The sequence below is a fragment of the Pedobacter psychrophilus genome (assembly GCF_001652725.1).
GTDB lineage: Bacteria > Bacteroidota > Bacteroidia > Sphingobacteriales > Sphingobacteriaceae > Pseudopedobacter > Pseudopedobacter psychrophilus.
This window is the reverse complement of record NZ_LWHJ01000030.1, coordinates 284,049-303,937: the sequence shown is the minus strand read 5'-3', so window position 1 is coordinate 303,937 and position 19,889 is coordinate 284,049. Positions and strand designations below refer to the sequence as shown.

The 19,889-nt window shown below is 32.9% G+C and carries 17 protein-coding genes, 2 tRNA genes and 1 pseudogene; 9 read left to right on the top strand and 11 right to left on the bottom strand.

Translation table 11 applies throughout. The features are described 5' to 3' along the window. Positions 1 to 27: 27 nt before the first annotated feature. The 3 genes from A5893_RS15100 to A5893_RS15090 all read right to left on the bottom strand — a co-directional run bounded on the left by A5893_RS15100 (position 28) and on the right by A5893_RS15090 (position 3,321). A complete protein-coding gene (locus A5893_RS15100) occupies positions 28 to 648 on the bottom strand; it encodes a LysE family translocator (RefSeq protein WP_068823408.1) in 621 nt (206 codons plus the stop codon). A gap of 60 nt (positions 649 to 708) precedes the next feature. Next, positions 709 to 1,308 carry a DUF6134 family protein gene (locus A5893_RS15095; protein WP_068823407.1) on the bottom strand — a complete coding sequence of 200 codons (600 nt, stop codon included), beginning with the start codon at positions 1,306 to 1,308 and terminating at the stop codon, positions 709 to 711. Between the two features lie 228 nt (positions 1,309 to 1,536). Next, entirely contained in the window at positions 1,537 to 3,321 is a 1,785-nt protein-coding gene (locus tag A5893_RS15090; protein ID WP_157687574.1) for a chloride channel protein, read from the bottom strand. Positions 3,322 to 3,353: 32 nt separating this feature from the next. Between A5893_RS15090 and surE the strand changes: the two genes are divergently transcribed. From surE to A5893_RS15065, 5 genes are all read left to right on the top strand, one after another. Next, positions 3,354 to 4,130: a 5'/3'-nucleotidase SurE gene (surE, locus tag A5893_RS15085; protein WP_068823453.1), complete on the top strand. Its 777-nt coding sequence runs from the start codon at positions 3,354 to 3,356 to the stop codon at positions 4,128 to 4,130. Further along, a complete protein-coding gene (locus A5893_RS15080; RefSeq protein ID WP_232456873.1) occupies positions 4,108 to 4,383 on the top strand; it encodes a stationary phase survival protein SurE in 276 nt (91 codons plus the stop codon). The genes surE and A5893_RS15080 overlap by 23 nt, the downstream gene beginning before the upstream one ends. Positions 4,384 to 4,644: 261 nt before the next feature. Further along, positions 4,645 to 5,754, top strand: coding sequence for a lipid-A-disaccharide synthase (gene lpxB / locus A5893_RS15075; protein ID WP_068823405.1), 1,110 nt, complete (start codon positions 4,645 to 4,647; stop codon positions 5,752 to 5,754). Between the two features lie 99 nt (positions 5,755 to 5,853). Then, positions 5,854 to 6,741, top strand: a complete 888-nt coding sequence (locus tag A5893_RS15070) for an ABC transporter ATP-binding protein (protein WP_068823404.1) — start codon at positions 5,854 to 5,856, stop codon at positions 6,739 to 6,741. A gap of 10 nt (positions 6,742 to 6,751) precedes the next feature. Next, the gene (locus tag A5893_RS15065; RefSeq protein ID WP_068823403.1) at positions 6,752 to 10,402 is read left to right on the top strand and encodes an ABC transporter permease/M1 family aminopeptidase; all 3,651 of its coding nucleotides are present in this window, start codon (positions 6,752 to 6,754) and stop codon (positions 10,400 to 10,402) included. 126 nt (positions 10,403 to 10,528) lie between these two features. Here the strand turns inward: A5893_RS15065 and obgE are convergent, their stop codons facing one another. From obgE to A5893_RS15030, 7 genes are all read right to left on the bottom strand, one after another. Further along, positions 10,529 to 11,527, bottom strand: coding sequence for a GTPase ObgE (gene obgE, locus A5893_RS15060; RefSeq protein ID WP_068823402.1), 999 nt, complete (start codon positions 11,525 to 11,527; stop codon positions 10,529 to 10,531). A gap of 76 nt (positions 11,528 to 11,603) precedes the next feature. Next, on the bottom strand, positions 11,604 to 12,176 hold the full coding sequence (locus A5893_RS15055; protein WP_068823401.1) for an adenylate kinase: 573 nt from the start codon (positions 12,174 to 12,176) through the stop codon (positions 11,604 to 11,606). 65 nt (positions 12,177 to 12,241) lie between these two features. Next, positions 12,242 to 12,315, bottom strand: a tRNA-Arg gene (locus tag A5893_RS15050). Between the two features lie 253 nt (positions 12,316 to 12,568). Beyond that, positions 12,569 to 13,603 (bottom strand): LacI family DNA-binding transcriptional regulator, encoded by a 1,035-nt coding sequence (locus A5893_RS15045; protein ID WP_068823400.1) that lies wholly within the window; start codon positions 13,601 to 13,603, stop codon positions 12,569 to 12,571. 184 nt (positions 13,604 to 13,787) lie between these two features. Continuing rightward, positions 13,788 to 14,036: a GIY-YIG nuclease family protein gene (locus A5893_RS15040; RefSeq protein WP_068823399.1), complete on the bottom strand. Its 249-nt coding sequence runs from the start codon at positions 14,034 to 14,036 to the stop codon at positions 13,788 to 13,790. 107 nt (positions 14,037 to 14,143) lie between these two features. Beyond that, complete coding sequence (locus A5893_RS15035) at positions 14,144 to 14,392, bottom strand: GIY-YIG nuclease family protein (protein WP_068823398.1); 249 nt, start codon at positions 14,390 to 14,392, stop codon at positions 14,144 to 14,146. A gap of 36 nt (positions 14,393 to 14,428) precedes the next feature. After that, a tRNA-Met gene (locus tag A5893_RS15030) sits at positions 14,429 to 14,502 on the bottom strand. Positions 14,503 to 14,802: 300 nt separating this feature from the next. On the opposite strand from A5893_RS15030, the gene A5893_RS15025 reads away from it, so the two are divergent. The 4 genes from A5893_RS15025 to A5893_RS15010 are packed head-to-tail and all read left to right on the top strand — an operon-like array spanning position 14,803 to position 19,008. Continuing rightward, complete coding sequence (locus A5893_RS15025; RefSeq protein WP_068823397.1) at positions 14,803 to 15,186, top strand: START-like domain-containing protein; 384 nt, start codon at positions 14,803 to 14,805, stop codon at positions 15,184 to 15,186. 19 nt (positions 15,187 to 15,205) lie between these two features. Then, entirely contained in the window at positions 15,206 to 16,645 is a 1,440-nt protein-coding gene (locus A5893_RS15020) for an LptF/LptG family permease (RefSeq protein WP_068823396.1), read from the top strand. Continuing rightward, positions 16,638 to 17,795 carry a glycosyltransferase gene (locus tag A5893_RS15015; protein ID WP_068823395.1) on the top strand — a complete coding sequence of 386 codons (1,158 nt, stop codon included), beginning with the start codon at positions 16,638 to 16,640 and terminating at the stop codon, positions 17,793 to 17,795. Before A5893_RS15020 ends, A5893_RS15015 begins: the two co-directional genes overlap by 8 nt. A 1-nt stretch (position 17,796) precedes the next feature. Beyond that, positions 17,797 to 19,008, top strand: coding sequence for a bifunctional 3,4-dihydroxy-2-butanone-4-phosphate synthase/GTP cyclohydrolase II (locus A5893_RS15010; protein ID WP_068823394.1), 1,212 nt, complete (start codon positions 17,797 to 17,799; stop codon positions 19,006 to 19,008). A gap of 5 nt (positions 19,009 to 19,013) precedes the next feature. Here A5893_RS15010 and A5893_RS15005 read toward each other — a convergent pair. Continuing rightward, positions 19,014 to 19,834 (bottom strand): annotated as a pseudogene (locus tag A5893_RS15005) (MraY family glycosyltransferase). Positions 19,835 to 19,889 lie beyond the last annotated feature (55 nt).

Genomic DNA, 19,889 nt, shown 5'->3' with positions numbered 1-19,889 from the left:
TTGAATTATTAATATTTACTTTTAAATCTAACTCGTAAAAAACAATTCCCTGCAAATCTGAAATATCGCTAATCCAAAAAAAACAGTAGCAATACTTTTGTTTATAATTTTATGATTGAAAGAAAACTTATTTTGAATGTATTGCGCAAACCTTGCGAAGAGATATAAACAAAGAAAAGAGCCAAGACCTGCACCAATTGCAAAAATTTCTAACCCTAATCCTCTAGTGGTTATCCAATTATTGGCAATCAAAAAAGTACCGCCGATTGTCCAAAATGGAATAATCATCGGATTAAAAATCCCTAAAATTATTCCGGTTCTAATGCTATCCCTTTTTCTTGATTCTTCTTTTGGTTTAGGTTTTTTATATGCTTGAATTAAACTAATGACACCCATAGTAATAAATACAGCAATTAAAATCCATCCCAACCATACCATTAATTGTTTTTTGCCAGCAAACCATTCGGCAAAATGCATTAATATAAATGTAAAAATAGCCTCTACAATTGAGAATGAAGTTGCAAATACAATGGCCTGTTTTAATCCCTTATTGATGCTAATCTGCATAGAAGTTAGGTTAATATTGCCTAAAGGAATATAACCAAGAAAATTTACGACAACAGCGACTAAAAAAGTAAGTAAAAGCATGTCCTCAAATATATATAAATTGAGAATGTAACTTCGATACGTAAAATTTTAAAATAGAATTTAGTCTTTGATGAAGATATTTTGTTGCCTCATTTCTACATTAAAAAAACCAGTGTGTATTTTAACCATACTACATAATCCATTAATATAAAAGTATTCATTATAGTCATTATTGGGAAGAACCACTTTAAAATGATGGTCTTTAAGCTTTGTAATGCTTAAAAACTTTTGAAAATTATCAGAATACACTGAAGTGATGTTTTTTGGTTCTTTTAGATAAAGCATTAAAAAATTATAGCTTATGGCATTTGTTTTTAAAATTTTACTGCCTTCCTTATTTTTCAAATGGTAATAATTATCTATAGCTTTTGTCTGATTATCAAGAGTAATTGTCCCACTTTTTATACGCCTGGCTTCAGAATACATTAGTTTATCGTTTTCAAATAAAGCTTTTTCTAAAATTTTAAAGGTTTGGCTAATAATAAAACTTACTTCTACATAAGATTTCATAGTTATAGTAGACTTATTCCCATCTTTAAAGGCATTGATTTGCATGTCCCCTATTTTTGAGGTTTTAAAGAAAATATCATATTGCAATGATGAAGATTGTGCATTACAAATAAAAGGAACTAATAGTAAAGCGTACAAACAAAAGCGCATTTTACTAAATAACTAAATTTAATACGAAATACAAATACCATCATTCAGGTATTTTTAATGCATTTATGAGAACTATAGTAAAATTTAATAGCTGAAATAATTTTTGGCATCCACTTTGTATACTAATAAACATCTTCACTCAAAAGAAGATAAATTTCATACGTTTAGGTTTAGGTTTAGTAGAAAAGGAAACGCCCATCGTTTCCTTTTCTCTTTTTATAAGGATTTCTATTTCGCAAACAACCTATCAGGATTATTTAGATATTGATTATATATGGACAGCATTTTATAACTTGAAACATGTCCAATAATCATATCCTCTTTACTTATCAAAATGTGATGCTCCTTTATTATGGAAGGATTATCTAATAAAGTTTTTCTTAGTGAAGTATAATTTATCACATCAAAATTTGTATCCATTAATTCCGAAGCATTTACAGAATCATAACTTTCGAAGTTCTTCATCAAAGCCCTCACTTTTTTAAGTTCAATAATACCTATCACTTTTTCCTTATCGTCATAAACTGGCGTAACGCTATTTTCATGACCAGAAAAATGAGCAATCAGTTTTCTTAGTTTATCGTCTGCTTTTATTTTTCCAAAAATAGGTTCAATAATATCCCTTAAATTTATTTGATTAAGGATAAATTTTTCCATTTGTAAAGTGCCATGATCACCTTTTTGCAAAGGATTATAAGAATCAATATAATTTTTGAAAGTGTAAGCAATTGTAGTAGTAATCATTAAAGGCACTATCAACCCATAACTTTGAGTGGTATCGGCTATTAAAAATATGGCTGTTACGGGTGCTCGCATTACACAGGCAAAAGTTGCTGCCATCCCTAAAAATATCAATGTATTTGGCTCTAATCCTAACCTACTTCCGTAGATTGAAAATATCAGTTTAAAAACTAGGTATCCTGTTAAACCTCCAGCCACTAAACTAGGTGCAAAATAACCGCCTTCTCCTCCAGAGCCTAAACTTAAACCTGTAGTTACTGGTCGTAAAAAGAAAAGTACAATTAAAATAAACGTACCATGAAAAGGCTGAAAACCCGGATTTGCCAAAATAGAATTTTTCCATATGCCTGCTTCGTTATTATGCAGTAAATCATTAATAGAAACATAACCTTCACCGTAAAGAGCAGGAAAAAAATATATTAATAACCCTAAGACAGAACCACCAACCAAGGCAATTACATAAGGATTATTTAACCTTGATAAGTACTTAAAACATAAGCTATAAGTTTTTTTCATGTACATGGCGGTTAAGGCTCCAGCCAAACCAACCAATATCACATAAGGCAAACTGTGGTAAGAAAAACTATCTATATGTTCATCAAACCTTAAGTTTTCACCCATTATTAGCTCAAACAAAATCTTTCCGGTTGCAGAAGAAAGTAATAGTGGAATTAACAATGCAGGAGTAAATTCTGGAAGAATAACCTCCAAAGCGAAAAGAAATCCACCAATTGGTGCATTATACATTGCTGATATTCCACCAGCTGTTCCGCAACCTATTAAAAGTGTTCTTAATTGATAATTTAAACCGAATGATTTACCCATATTAGAGCCAATTGAAGCTCCAGAAGTAATAATTGCCGACTCCATTCCAGAGCTACCTCCAAAACCTATCGTAATACCAGCGGTAATAAACTTGGTATAAATCAGCCTAAGCTTTATAAAAGATTGATGGTTTTCTATCGAATCAATCACATTACGCATTCCTTTATAGTCAGCTACTTTCTTAAAAACATTTATATTTAAGATGTTTACCAATAGTAAACCTACTAATGGAGTCAAAATCAATAAGAAACCAGGAAAAAATTTGGTAGCATAATTTTCAATGCCATAAGTGATCTGCTTGATAGCTATAGCAGCTAAACCAACTATCAAACCCACCAAAATGCTTAGAAAAATAATGGTGATTTGTTTGTTTTTTTGCTTTTCGGCAATGCGCCTAAATTTAACCCTTAGCTTTTTTATCTTTGTAGATGTAATTGGGTTTCTCATGGGCATACTCAAATATGATAAATTATTCTAAAATGGCAGATAAAAAATATAGAATACTGGTTGTAAACGATGATGGCGTAACCGCACCAGGTATAAAAGCATTAATAGAAGTTGTAAAAGAGCTTGGCGAAGTAACCGTTGTTGCACCAGATAGTCCACAAAGTGGTATGGGCCATGCAATAACTATTGGCAAACCATTGCGTTTAGATAAAATTAAACTTTACGAAGGCGTAGAAATGTATAAATGCAGCGGCACTCCTGTTGATTGTGTAAAGCTAGCCGTTAATAAAATTTTTAAGGGTCAAAAGCCCGATTTATGCGTTTCAGGAATTAATCATGGTTTAAATAATTCCATTAATGTTATCTATTCTGGAACCATGTCGGCAGCGGTAGAAGGTGCCATAGAAAGTATTCCATCAGTTGGATTTTCATACGATGATTATACTTGGGAAGCCGATTTTGTAGGCTGTAAAAAATACATCAAAGAAATTTGTACTCAAGTTTTAGCTAATGGATTGCAACAAGGCGTTTTGCTAAATGTTAATTTTCCTAAAAATGATAAACCATTAAAAGGCATCAAAATTTGCCGACAAGCTAATGCGAAATGGGCCGAAGATTTTGAGGAACGTCAAGACCCATATAAACGTAATTATTATTGGTTAACTGGAGTTTTCCAAAACAATGATAAAGGGGAAGATTCTGACGTTTGGGCATTAAATAATCATTATGTATCTGTGGTTCCGGTTCAATTTGATATGACGGCACACCACGCAATCTCTTCATTAAATGCGTGGAATTTCAATATTTAAAAAAGATAGTGTTTGGCTAGGTTTAGGAGCAGGGTTGTTTTTCCCTGCTGTCGCTTTTTTTATTGTAGAAATTATCAAAAAGAACCTAATCATCTTCCAAAAAGACGATTTATTATATATTGGTTGTGTTGCAATCAATATGATTTTATTAAAATATGCCTATAAAAAAGATATGGAGCAAACAGCAAAAGGCATCATTTCCGCAACTTTTGTGTGTGCATTTATCTTCTTTTATTATAAGTTTAATAAGTAGTAAATGTTGAGTGATTTTTGAGATGACTTTAATAAAGAATATAATGTATAAGAATTTGGGCGTTTTAACACGCTATCCACTATATCTTTTTTTGCTACCTGCGTTATGTATAGAGCAAAAAAAGGATGCCGTTCCTATCGTTAACGCACCCAATAATCAAAGCATCTACATTAGATTAAGTTCTTTCATCTTAACTCTTTTATCTCGATTCTCCAATCTAGATTCTCAATTCTCATATTTCAATTCTCACATCTCCCAATAATGAAATACTACCTTATCGCTGGCGAAGCATCTGGAGATTTACATGGCTCCAACCTTATAAAAACTTTAAAAGAGGTAGATGAAAAAGCCGATTTTAGGTTTTACGGAGGAGATTTGATGCAAGCTCAAGGTGGCAAATTGGTAAAGCATTATTCTGATATGGCTTTTATGGGCTTTTTAGAAGTCGCCATGAATTTGCCAACCATTCTCAAAAACATCAAAAAATGTAAAGAAGATATTTTGCAAAATCGCCCTGACGTTTTAGTGTTGATAGATTTCCCTGGTTTCAATTTAAAGATTGCCAAATTTGCCAAAGAACAAGGCATCAAAGTTTACTATTATATCTCGCCAAAAGTTTGGGCATGGAACCAAAAAAGAGTTTTAAAAATTAAACGAGATGTAGATAAAATGTTCTGCATTCTACCTTTTGAGGTCGATTTTTACCATAAATGGGGAATGGAAGTAGATTATGTAGGCAATCCTCTTTTAGATGCAAAAGCTGCTTTTACGCCTAACCTCAATTTTAGAATAGAAAACAATCTTAACGAAAAACCAATTATCGCTTTACTGCCAGGAAGCAGAAAGCAGGAGCTCAATTATATTTTACCAGATATGTTGGGTGTCATCAATTCGTTTCCTAATTATCAATTTGTAATTGCTGGGGCACCATCATTCAATAAAGATTTTTATCAGCAATATTTAAATGGATTAGAAATTACAATTGTATTTAACGCCACCTACGATTTATTGAACATTGCCGAGGCAGCTTTGGTCACATCAGGAACAGCAACTTTAGAAACTGCATTATTTAAAGTCCCTCAAGTAGTTTTATACAAAGGCAGCAAAATTTCAATCGGCATTGCCAGAATGTTGGTGAAAATTAGGTTTATATCTTTGGTGAATTTGATTATGGATAAAAAAACCGTAACCGAACTTATCCAAGAAGATTGTAACCTCACCATGATTTCTAATGAATTAGATGATATTTTAACTCAGCCTAAGCGAAATGAAATGCTAGAAAATTATAATATTTTATTGAAAAAAATGGGGGAAGCGGGCGCATCTGAAAAATCGGCAAAGTTAATTTATCAATATTTAACTTCTTCTTAAGCTAATTCTATAGCTAACAAGCTGATAAACAAAAAATTATTGTAATTTTTTTTGAATTGAAGAAATTTTATTTCTATATTTTCAAAAAATTTTTTCTTTATGAAACTGACTATCAACTCTCTTTCTAAAACTTATCCCAACGGGGTAAAGGCTCTCCAAAATATTTCTTTAGAAATTAACAAAGGTATGTTTGGTTTATTAGGGCCAAACGGAGCAGGAAAATCATCTCTAATGCGCACATTAGCAACTTTACAAGAAGCCGATTCTGGATCTGTAATGTTAGATGATATAGATGTGTTAAAGGATAAAGAATATGTTAGACGCAATTTAGGTTATCTCCCTCAAGATTTTGGCGTTTATCCTAAAATAAAAGCCGAACAGATGTTGGATCATATTGCCCAGCTAAAAGGCATATCAAATCCTAAAGAAAGAAAAGAAGTGATTGCTTATTTATTAGAAAAAGTAAATCTTCAAAGCCATAAACATAAAAATTTAGGCACTTATTCTGGCGGGATGAAACAACGTTTTGGCATCGCTCAAGCACTAATTGGCAGCCCAAAATTGATAATTGTTGATGAACCAACTGCAGGTTTAGATCCAGCAGAAAGAAATAGATTCTATAATTTACTAAGCCAAATTGGCGAAAACACCATTGTCATTCTTTCTACCCATATTGTAGAAGATGTGCGAACACTGTGTTCAGACTTTGCAATTATTTGTTTGGGAGAGCTTTTATATAAAGGCAATCCTGACGAAGCAATTGGATTAGTAGACGGTAAGGTTTACAATAAGTCTATAGATAAAGAAGAGGTATTACTATATAAAGAAAAATACAATCTAATATCAACTCAATTAAAAAGTGGAGCTTTAAATGTAAGAATTGTTAGCGATACAGATCCTGGGAATGGCTTTATAAGCTCACCTGCCATATTAGAGGATGTATATTTCCATACTATTTCTCAAAAAACTGACGTAGTTACACTTTAAACCTATTTTTATGTTTTGGCAAATATTCATTTTCGAACTAAAATATAGGATCAAAAGACCTGCGACCTATATTTATTTTTTAGTCTTTTTATTAATTGCCTTTTTATCTTCCGCAACTGGCTCAACACCTGCAACAGAAAAAGTATTTCATAATTCTGCTTATGTAATTGCCGAAGGTAATGTATTCTTTAGTATGGTAATGATGTTGGTTTGCTCGGCAATTATGGGCGTTCCACTCTATAGGGATATTGAACATAATACCAAAAATTATTACTTAACCTACCCTATTTCTAAGGCAGGATATTTTTGGGGACGCTATTTTGGATCTTTTATTTTTGTAGCCATTATTGGGATGTCTTTGTCAATTGGTTTTTATTTGGGCGCTTTAATTGGGCCAATTTTTGGCTGGGTACCTGCAGAAAGGATAGGGCCTAATCATCTTGCTAATTATATTTATCCCTATTTAACTTTAACATTACCTAACCTTTTTTTAGCATCATCTATATTCTTTGGATTAGTAGCATTTTTCAAAAATGTAAAAGTGATTTATACTGGAAGTATCCTCCTGTTTATTGCATATTTATTATCTAATTTTTTGACAAGAGATATCGATAATAAAGAACTTGTAAAAGTACTTGATGCTTTCGCAGTTAACACCTTTAATCTAGAAACTCGTTTTTATACGCCGGTAGAAAAGAACACTTTATTAGTACCAATTAAAGGCCTGTTTTTAGTAAACAGGTTGTTATGGAGTGGTTTAGGATTACTAATTCTATTAATTACTTATTTCAGTTTTAGTTTAGAGCGTTTTTTCTCTGGAAGTAAAACAAAATCAAAAACTAATATTTCAGAAGTTAAGAAACAATTTTTCGGCAATAAAATGCCGGTGGTTAGTATCAATTTCACCGCTGGCTATTATAGGAAAATAATGCTCAACCTATCTAAAATTGAGTTCCTAAACATTGTCAGAGATAATTATTTTAAAGCTATTTTATTAGGTGCTATTATATTTTTAGGCATTGATTTTTGGATAGGAATTACTACTTATAGCGTGGCTTCATTACCGCTTACAGTAAACTTAATGCAATACAAAAACTTTGATTATGTATTGTTCATTTTCATCATCATTATTTTTTATACTGGAGAATCTGTTCATAGAGAAAAGGCAAGTGGCTTTGGTTTAATTAATGATGCGCTACCTACTCCAGATTGGGTTTTATATGGGTCAAAACTTTTGGGTTTAACTGGCTTAGCATTGTTATTAGCTACTTTTCCTTTAATAATTGGAATTATAGTACAAGTTATAAAAGGATATTTTGATTTTAATTTCCCTGTTTATTTTAAAGAATTGTACCTCATTAGCTTTCCTCAATATATGCAAATTGTGTTTTTATCTTTTACTGTACACATTTTTGTAAATAATAAATTTGCTGGCCATGCTGTAGGTTTGCTCATTTGGATAGCGATGTTTATGCTCCGTACTTTTGGTGAAATGAATTACAATTTGTTTTTCTATTCTTATTTCCCAGCCTACCAATGGTCTGATATGGATGGTATAAATAGTTCGATAAAGGGAATATTCTGGTTCAATTTATACTGGATTTTATTCGGTTCATTTTTACTCACCTTAGCGGCCTTATTTTTTAATCGTGGGGCTCTATCGGGCCGCAAGGAAAGATATCAAATGGCTAAACAAAGGTTTAAAGGTTTTGTGCCTTATGCCATGGCTTTGTTTTTTTTAGGATTTATAGCAACTGGTATTTATACCTATTATAATGTGAGTATTTTAAACAATTACTTAACTGTAGATGAGGGAAGGTATCGCCAAGCAGAATATGAAAAGAAGCTAAAAAAATACGAAAACATTATCCAGCCAAAAGTTACATCTATAAAAGTTACTATTGATGTTTTTCCTAATACCCGAACAACACATACTAATGCTAAACTTAAAATCGAAAATAAAAGCACCCAACCTATAAAAGATATTCATTTAAATGGTAGTTCTTTAGATTCTTTTAGCATAAAATATAATGGTGTTTCTATTAAAAACATCAGTTATCCTTTAATTTCTAAAAGAGGAAAATTTAACCTATTCCGTTCTAAAAAAGACACTATTAATTATAGAATTTACCATTTAGCAAAACCTTTAATGCCTAAGGATTCGGCAGTTTTAGAAGTTTATTCTGTAAATACAAATCCGGGGTTTACTAACGACCAATCAGGAACAAATATTCTAAAAAACGGAACTTTTTTCTCTGGTGGATTGCCAACATTTGGGTATGATTCACAAGGAGAACTTGAAAGTGATGAAAAACGTAAAAAGTTTGGTTTACCTAAAAAAGATGATCAATTACCCCCTTACAATGATAAACAAGGTCTAAGTAATTTATTATTTAACAAAGATGCAGATTTAGTTTCTATGGATATTACGGTAAGCACCATTAAAGGACAAACTGCTATAGCACCGGGTAAAAAGATTAATAGCTGGGAAAAAAATGGAAGAGTTTATAGCCGCTATTTACAAAATTCACCAAAAGTAGATTTATTTTTTGATGTAGTTTCTGCTGAATATTTAGAATTAAAAAGTAATCAAAAATTACCAAATGGCCAAAACGTAAATTTAGAACTATACTACCATAAAGGACATGATAAAATTTTAAATCGTTTTATGAGTGCTTTTAAAGATGGTTTAGATTATTACTCAAAATCTTATAGCAATTACCAATTTAGTCAATTGAGGTTATTAGAATTTCCTAAATACCGCCAATTTGCCCAATCTTTTCCAAATACAATTTCTTATTCTGAAGCATTTGGTTATACTGCGGATTTTAAACCCTCAGATTTTGACTATGGCTATTTTGTAACTGCACATGAATTGGCTCACCAATGGTGGGGGCATCAAGTGGTTCCTAGTCGCACTCTTGGAGCAAATTTAATTTCGGAATCTTTAGCAGAATATACAGCTTTAATTTTATGCGAAAGAAAATACGGAAGAGATAACATGAAACGCTTTTTAAAACAAGAGTTAGATGGATATTTACAAGGCAGGGCTAACGAAGCAAAAAAGGAAAATTTGTTCATTGATTGTAATCGTCCTTATGAGTGGTATCAAAAAGGCGCATTAATATTATACGGCCTTCGCGATTTAATAGGCGAAACTAAACTGAATACTGCTTTAAAAGAGTTTAATCAGCGATGGGCATTTAAGGAAGACCCGCCTTTTGCTACCAGTCATGATTTATACAACACCATTGATAAACATGTACCAGATTCTTTAAAATACTACTTAGTAGATACCTGGAAAAAAATTACACTGTACGAGAATAAAGTAATAGATATAAAAGTAGAACCAACTAAAATTAAGGGAGAAAACAAGGTTACTCTAAAAATTTCTACACGTAAAATGTACGCCGATAGCAAAGGAAATGAAAAGGCCGAACCAACCATGAATGATTATATTGACATAGGCGTTTTTGCTGCGAATACTAAAGATAAAACCGGACGAGAAATAACCAATCCATTATATCTTAAAAAATACAAATTTACTCCGGGTGAACATACCGTTACAATCACTGTAAAAGGAGAACCAGTAAAAGGCGGCATAGATCCTTACGTAAAATTAATTGATCGTATCCCAGATGATAATATAAAGGATATTTAGAAGGAAAATAAGGTAATAAGTGTAGGTAAGCACATGTATTTGTTAGACTTACGAAGTTTTAAAAACTTCGTAAGTCTTTTAAAATCTAATTAAACTAGTGGTTTTCTAGGTTATCCTAATAAAACGTTAATCATTAATCGCTTTCCAAAGCATATCCTTTAAATCCATTAACCCTTTATTGGCAATAGATGAAATAAATATAGAAGGAATGTTTTTGGGCAATTGCTTTTTCATTTCTTTCTGAAGCTCATCATCTAATAAATCCATTTTGGTAATGGCAATTATTTTTGGCTTCTGTAATAACTCAGGATTGTAAGCGGTCAATTCTGATAATAGAATTTCATATTCCTCTTTAATAGTTCGTGAAGTATCCGCAGGAACCATAAAAAGTAAAACAGCGTTTCTTTCAATATGTCTTAAAAACCTAAATCCTAATCCTTTACCTTCAGATGCACCTTCAATAATTCCAGGAATATCTGCCATTATAAATGATTGATGACCACGGTAAGAAACAATACCTAAATTAGGGACAATAGTTGTAAAAGGATAATCTCCAATTTCTGGTTTTGCCGCCGTAATAACAGATAGTAAGGTAGATTTACCGGCATTAGGAAAACCTACTAAACCCACATCCGCCAAAACTTTTAATTCTAATATTTTCCAGGCTTCGTCTCCAGGTAAACCAGGTTGCGCATAACGTGGAGTTTGGTGTGTAGAAGATTTAAAATGAGAATTTCCTAAACCTCCTTTTCCGCCTTCCATAATAATTTGCTCTTCACCATCTTTGGTTATCTCGAACAAAATTTCTCCAGTTTCAGAATCTTTAGCAACTGTACCAAGGGGGACTTCTAAAATCTCATCACGTCCCATTTTACCACTTTTCATGGTAGCTCCACCTGCACCACCATCTCCAGCAAAAACATGTTTTTTAAATTTTAGATGCAATAATGTCCATAATTGGGCATTACCACGCACAATTACATGTCCACCTCTAGCGCCATCTCCACCAGCTGGGCCACCCATGCTGGTTTTTTTATCTCGATGCAGGTATGCAGAACCCGGCCCGCCCTTTCCTGATTTGCAGGAAATCTTCACATAATCAACAAAATTGGTTCCTTGAGACATAATTATTTATGATATTTTTTAAAATAAAATAGGATGCCAAAAAATGAAACATCCTATCCTTAAATAAAATATAAGATTAAAGCTGATTAGCAACTTTAACTATACTTTCAAAAATTTCTTCTACAGATCCTATTCCTCTTACAGCATAAAATTTGTTTTGATCTTTATAGTAATTTGCTACTGGCGCAGTTTTATTGGTATATTCTTGCACCCTTTGCTTTATTATTTCTGGATTTTGATCATCTGGCCTACCAGATTCTTTTCCTCTTGATAATAATCTTCTTTCTAATTCTTCTTCATTGACCTCTAAAGCTATCATTCCAGAAATCCCATCATTCTTTGTGATTAAAAGCGAATCTAATGCTTCTGCTTGTGCAACAGTACGAGGAAAACCATCAAAAATAAAACCTTTTGCATTTGGGTTTGCATCTAACTTATTAGAAATCATACCAATAACCACCTCGTCTGGCACTAATAAACCTTGGTCCATTAATTTTTTTGCTTCTAAACCTAATGGCGTATTATTACTGATTTCTCCTCTCAAAATATCTCCCGTAGATAAATGTATAAGATTAAATTTTGAGATTAAATTTTGAGATTGTGTGCCCTTACCAGCGCCCGGAGGCCCAAATAGTACAATGTTTAGCATGTATATGGTTTAAAATTTAAAAAGCCTTTTTGCTTGTTGGCAAAAAGGCTTTACCTTAAATATTGTGAACCTGAAGGGATTCGAACCCCTAACCTCCTGATCCGTAGTCAAGTGCTCTATCCAGTTGAGCCACAGGTCCAATTTGTATTCTTAATTTATTTATACTGATAAAATTCTTGATGTAAATCGGATTGCAAAAATAGGAAATCATCTTTGTATTGCAAAATAATTTGTGAATTGGATATAGGATTACTATTTAAGTGCTAAATTTTAGGTTTTAATTAAACGGTATTTGCGCTAACGATTGGAGCGGCATCCTTTTTTTTGTGCTTTTTAGCAAAAAAAAGATATAGTGGAATCCGCCAGTTGGCGGATAAAGCGCCCTAATAAAATTAAATCTTATTCTTTTGAGAAGAGGCTCTAATAATCAATTCTGGCTTAATATTAACTATTTTACGTGATGTACTAATTTGTTTGTTCTTTATTTCCTCAAAATATAAATTTGCTATTGCCTTACCCATTTTATTGCTAAACTGGTCTATTGTGGTCAATGGTGGATTGGTAATTTCAGTGAAAGACTCATTAGCATAACCACATATACCTAGCTGCTGGGGCACTTTTATATTTCTTTTTTGTGCAACCGTTAATACCCCAAGTGCAGCAAAATCTGATGTGGATGCAAATATGGCATCTGGAGGATTGGGCAAATCTAAAAGCATTTCTGTAGCCTTTTCTCCAAGTTCTTTAGTCCACGCATTTTCTATCATTAAATCTTCATTTATTGGTAAATTATATTTTCTCAAAGCTTCTAAGTATCCGGCTTTTCGTTCTCTAAAAATACTAAGATTTTGAGGTCCTTCTAGTAATGCAATGCGATGATATCCTTGATTGATTAGATGCGAAACAGCTTCCATAGATGCTTCTTGAGTGTCATTCAAAACTTTATGGGTATCTAAGTTTGGAGCAACTCTATCAAATTGTACAAGATGAATTCCTTGATCTAATACGGCTTGAAGATGGTCATCTTTAGCAAAATCTGCACTGGTAGAAATTACAATACAACTCACCTGTTGGTTAACAAGTGTATTGATACATTCCACTTCTTTTTGGTACGATTCGTTAGACTGACATATAATTATGTTATATCTTTTTTGATAAGTTATTTCTTCTATACCAGCAATTACATTAGAAAAATAATTCTGATTTATGCGTGGCACAACAATCCCAATAGTTTGATTTTGCCCTTTTCTTAAGTTTGAAGCTATTCGGTTAGGTTTATAATTTAATTCTTTTGCTGTCTTTAAAATAAGGTCTCGAGTGGCTTCACTTACATTACTATTATTTGCCAAAGCTCTAGAAACTGAAGATGCATTCAAATTTAATTTCTTTGCAATATCATAAATGGTAGTACGCTTTGGGAGGATCATGTAAATTAAGCTAATTTCATTGTGATCTTAAAAATCAAATATAGTTTTTTTTGAAAAATGAAGCTGGGCTAGGTCTGCTGTGTTGGTAAAATCTTTAAAAGCAAAAAGCCACCTTCCGGTGGCTTAGTAGCGGGGAGCAGGATCGAACTGCCGTCCGCCAACTGGCGGATATGAATGCTACGCTCTAACCATTATTGATGATCTCCCAAATAAATTCTCTTCCCTTTGCCGATTTCAGCTGTTTCTCCCTTAACATTGCCTCTCCCCTAGTTAAAAATTCTTCTTGGTGAATGAGTTTCCAAGGCCTGAACTTTATGGTGTAACCTTTTGTAGCGAGCTCATTATGTGAGATCATTCGCTGTTCTAGATTCGAGGTGAAGCCAATATATATCTTCTTATGCTTCTCGGAATAAAGAACATATACTTTAGACATATGTAAAATAAACAAAAAAGCCACCTGAAGGTGGCTTTTGTAGCGGGGAGCATCCGCCAGCTGGCGGAGAACTGCCGTTCGCCAGCTGCGGATATGAATCTTACGCTCTACCCATTAATGATCATCGCCCAAATAAATTCTCTTCCCTTTGCTGATTTCAGCTGTTTCTCTCTTTGCATAGCCTCTGACTTAGTTTCAAATCCTTCCTGATGAATCAGTTTCCAAGGTCTATATTTTATAGTATATCCTTTAGTGGCAAGTTCGTTATGTGAAGTTAATCGCTGTTCTAAATTTGATGTAAAACCAATATAGATTTTATTATACTTCTCAGAATAAAGAGCATATACTTTGAACATTTTAGAAAAACAAAAAGCCACCTTCCGGTGGCTTTGTAGCGGGGAGCAGGATCGAACTGCCGACCTCAGGGTTATGAATCCTGCGCTCTAACCATCTGAGCTACCCCGCCGAGGGTGTTATCTTATATTTTAAAGCAGTTTTTAATCTGCCGTCCGCCAACTGGCGGATATGAATCCTGCGCATAACCATCTCAGCTAACCCGCCGAGGGTGTTATCTTATATTTTCAAAGCAGTTTTTAATCTGCCGTCCGCCAGCTGGCGGTTATGAATCCTGCGCTCTAACCATCTGAGCTACCCCGCCAAGTGGTCTTTTTTAGGACTGCAAATATAGGCTAAATAAATTCCTTAAGAAAAAGAATGTAAAAAAAATTATTTTACCTATTTTACAACCGGTTCTTATAAAAACGAAATGAGCGAAAAAGTAAAATTTACATTAGAATACGAAATCAGATCATCATCTAAAATTCTTTATAATTATATCAGTCAGCCTAATGGTTTGTCAGAATGGTTTGCTGATGATGTGAAAGTGAAAGACCAAATTTTCACTTTCATATGGGACGACGGAGAAGAACAAAAAGCCAAAATGCTTTCTTTTAAAGAAAATAAAGCGGTTAAGTTTCATTGGGTTGATGATGAACCATATACTTATTTCGAATTGGAAATTGTCAAAGATGAGTTAACTAATGATGTTGCATTGGTGATCACAGATTTTGCTTTATCGGAAAACTTGAAAGACCGCCAAATGATTTGGAACGTTCAAATAGAAAGCCTACTAAACGTAATTGGCGCATAAAATTTTCTAATTTTGTAGCGTGAAGAAAATACATCTTTTAGTTTTAAAAGCATTTATCAGACCTTTTATTGTCACTTTTTTTGTAGTGATGTTCTTGCTTTTGATGCTTTTTCTATTTAAATATATTGATGATTTAATAGGAAAAGGATTTGAATGGTATGTAATTTTACAGCTGTTGATGTATGCTGCGGCCACTAATGTTGCCATGGCCCTTCCTTTATCTATTCTTCTTTCTTCCATCATGACATTTGGTAATTTAGGTGAAAACTATGAATTGGTTGCCATTAAATCTGCAGGTATTTCTCTCCAAAGGGCCATGATTCCCCTATTTATTTTAATCACAGGACTAGGAATTAGTGCTTTCTTATTTTCGGACTATATGCTTCCTGTAGCCAATTTAAAAATGGGTTCTCTTTTATATGATGTAAGAGAACAAAAAGCTTCATTTTTAATTGAAGAGGGTATTTTTAACAATAGTATCCCAGGTTATTCTATAAGGGTAGAGAAAAAAGAAAATGATGGTGAACTTTGGAAAGATGTTGTTATTTACGATCAAAGCAATGGATCTGGCAATACCAATGTATTAATGGCAAAAGAGGGAGAGATTTATAAAACTGAAGATGGTAGATTTTTAATTTTAAAACTTCGGGATGGTGTAAGGTATGAAGAAAAGCAGGGTAAAAGCGGCTACAATCCAAGGCAAGAACTCACTCGCTTAAGATTTAAAGAGACAGAGCAAAAGTTTGATCTATCTAGTTTTCAATTTAAAAGAGAAGACGAAAACCTATTTAAAAACAATTATCAGATGTTAAATTTAAGGCAATTGGTAGCTTCTAAAGATTCTGTCAATCATCTTAATGATAGCATTAATAAGACCGTCTTTAAAACTATAAATCCTTATTATAAGATTTATTTTGCGACCCAAAATTATAGGAAAGGTAAAGTTATGGATAGCCTTGATTTTAATAAAGGTGGTATTTTTACCGGAATTGATTCTACTACCAGGGGATTAGTCATTAATAATGCAAAAGAGAATATTAGTACCCTTAAAAATAGTTTAAACACTACAACAGAACAATCTAAAGATTTTGTTTCTACAATTAGAAGGTATCTGATAGAATACAATAAAAAGTTTACGCTTGCTGTTTCTTGTTTAGTGTTGTTTTTTATTGGCGCACCATTGGGAGCTATTATCAGAAAAGGTGGCTTAGGTTTACCTGTTGTAGTTTCAGTTGTTTTCTTTTTAATTTACCATATCATAAGTACCGTTGGAGAAAAATCAGTTAAAGAAGGTAATATGTCGCCAGTTTTGGGAATGTGGTTAGCCATTATTGTGTTGACGCCACTAGGCTTATTTCTAACTTATAAAGCTACCATAGATTCTGCCTTGTTTGATGTTGATTTATATAAAAATCTTTTTAAGAAGATTTTCAGAAAGAAAAAGGTTGTGAATGGTTGAGACTTTTTTTTGGATGGCAGGTTTTTTAATCTGTTATAGCTACTTATTATATCCAATTTTATTAAAATGGTTAGCAAAGGATATAAAATCTAAAAATCAACTAACAACGTTTGAACCTTGGGTAAGCATTATTATTCCAGCACATAATGAAGCTTTATTAATAGAGCAAAAAATAAAATCTATATGTAATGGGAGCTATCCTTTAACAAAAATTGAGATTATTGTTTATTCTGATGGCTCTGATGACGAAACCGATTCAATTGTCAATAATTTATCTGTTGAATTTCCTTTTATTAGTCTATTGCATAATAATCGAAGAAGGGGGAAATCTTTTGCGATAAATCAATTAATTAGTCATGCTAAATTTGATATCATCATATTAACTGATGCAAATATTATTTTTGATGATGATACCATTAAAAATAATGTTAAAAATTATCAACTCGATAACATTGGATTGGTAGGAAGCTATGTGATTAACCCTCCTAAAATCAATAATAATCATAGCAATCAAGAGCAAAAATATGTTACTTGGGAAAACGAGACCAAATATAATGAAGGATTAATTTGGGGTTGTACTATTGCTCCATTTGGAGCTTGTTTCTCTTTCAGAAAAGAATTATTTAACCCGATTCCTAAAAACTTTTTAGTTGATGATTTCTTTATTGCGGCTACCGTTTTACAGAAAAAATTTAATTGCATATTAGATAAAACATCCATTTGCTTTGAAGAATTAAATGGTTCTTTATTGGCCGAGATGAACCGTAGAAAGAGAATCTCTACAGGTAACTTTCAAAATTTAGGCTATTTCATAGACCTATTTTCAAATATTGCTAAACCCGTTGGATTTTGCTTTTGGTCTCATAAAGGTATCAGATGGTTTACGCCCGTACTCTTATTTTTATTATTAATTTCCAATATTTTTTTAATAGATCAATCCTTTTTTTACAAAGTAACCCTAATCTTACAAGTTTTCTTTTATTGCACCCCGCTGACTTACCAGCTCAGCAAATCCATAAAACCACTTCATAAAATAATTAAATTTGCTCATTATTTTTTAATGATGAACTTTTCTTTATTAGCTGGGTTTTACCAATATAAAAAGGGAGTAAAAGTTGGTTATTGGGATATTACACAAAGGGTAAAATAAGATGTTAAATACGATAGAAGAGGCGGTTGAAGCTATAAAAAATGGTGAGATGATCATTGTTGTTGATGATGAAGACCGTGAAAATGAAGGTGATTTTTTAACAGCCGCCAGAAATGCAACTCCAGAAGTGATTAATTTTATGGCTACGCATGGCAAAGGTCTAATATGTGCGCCATTAACCTTAGATCGTTGCAGGGAATTGGAATTAGACCTTATGGTTGGAAAGAATACTGCAACTTTTGAAACAAATTTCACGGTTTCAGTAGATTTGAATGGACATGGATGTACTACTGGAATTTCTGCTTCAGACCGTTCCAGAACCATACTTTCACTTATAGATCCTGCTATCAAGGCAGATGATTTAGGTCGACCCGGACATATTTTTCCTTTAATAGCCAAGAATGGAGGTGTTTTAAGAAGATCAGGACATACAGAAGCGGCAATAGATTTAGCAGTAATGGCTGGTTTTGAACCTGCTGGTGTTATCTGTGAAATCATGAATGAGGACGGCGAAATGGCCAGATTACCTGATTTATTAAAAATGGCGGAAAAACTAGATATGAAGATCATCTCTATTGAAGATTTAATTGCTTACCGTTTAAGAAAGGAATCCTTAATTAAAAAAGAGGTTTCCGTAAAATTACCCACCCAATGGGGCGATTTTGAAATGGTTGCTTTTACTCAAATTAATACTCAAGAAAATCATATCGCATTAATTAAAGGAAGTTGGGAAGAAGATGAACCCATATTGGTAAGAGTACATAGTTCTTGCATTACAGGAGATATTTTTGGTTCATGCAGATGTGATTGTGGCCCACAACTTCATAAATCTATGGAAATGATAGAAAAGGAAGGTAAAGGAATGGTATTATATATGAACCAAGAAGGTAGAGGAATTGGTTTAATAAATAAGTTAAAAACATATAATTTACAAGAAAACGGTATGGATACCGTAGATGCCAACCTTGCATTAGGTTTTAAAATGGATGAAAGAGATTATGGTGTAGGCGCCCAAATATTAAGAAGTTTAGGCGTTTCTAAAATGCGTTTAATGACTAACAATCCTACTAAAAGAGCTGGACTTATAGGTTACGGTTTAGAGGTTGTAGAAAACGTCACTATAGAAATTCAATCTAATCAACATAATGAGTTATATCTAAAAACCAAAAGGGATAGAATGGGACATACCATTATGAGTTCTAATGGTAATTAATCTTTTTATCGCACAAAATAACTGATTTTAAATCCATTTCTTTCTTTGATACGGATTAAAATAGTAGTGCCCCAATTGATAAGGATGCATACCCCTAAGAATATAAATATCAATCCAAAATTACCCCAAGAACGTAGGGTGAGTGCCATATAAATGAATAATAGATTAGTTAATGCTAATGCAAAAGTAGCCTGCAAATGTGTAAAACCCAACTTTAAAATGCGGTGATGGATATGATTTCTATCTGCTGTAAAGGGTGATTGTCTTTTTATTACTCTTAAAAAAAACACCCTAAAAGTATCAAACAAAGGAATAATAATAATTGCGACTGCTGTCGCAGGAGCCGAAATGAAAGCAGGGAGATAATTAGCTTCTGTAAACTTGTTTAATTCTATAAATTTTATGGCTAAAACCACCGAAACCAAACCTATTAATAAGCTTCCGGTATCTCCCATAAAAATCTTTGCCGGGGAGTAATTGTAATATAGAAAACCAACAATAGCACCTACCATACTGAAGGCCAAAGCCGCCAATTCCATTGCCTCATATGGATGAATAGCAATGCAAAAGTTAAATTTACAATTAAACCAATTGTACCAGCCAAACCATCTATCCCATCAATTAAATTAAATGCGTTTACAATAAACATAATAATTATCACAGAAACAGGCAAACTTACATAGTCAGGGATGCTTTGTACATTAAATACACCATATAATCCGGTTAGGCGTACATCACCAAGTACAACCAAAATGATACCTACTAAAAACTGCATCATAAATTTGGTGCCTGGACCTGCTCCAGCTAAATCATCCTTTAAACCCACGGCAAATAAAATAATACAAGAGGTTAGTAAGATATTGGTTGGTAATACTGAATCG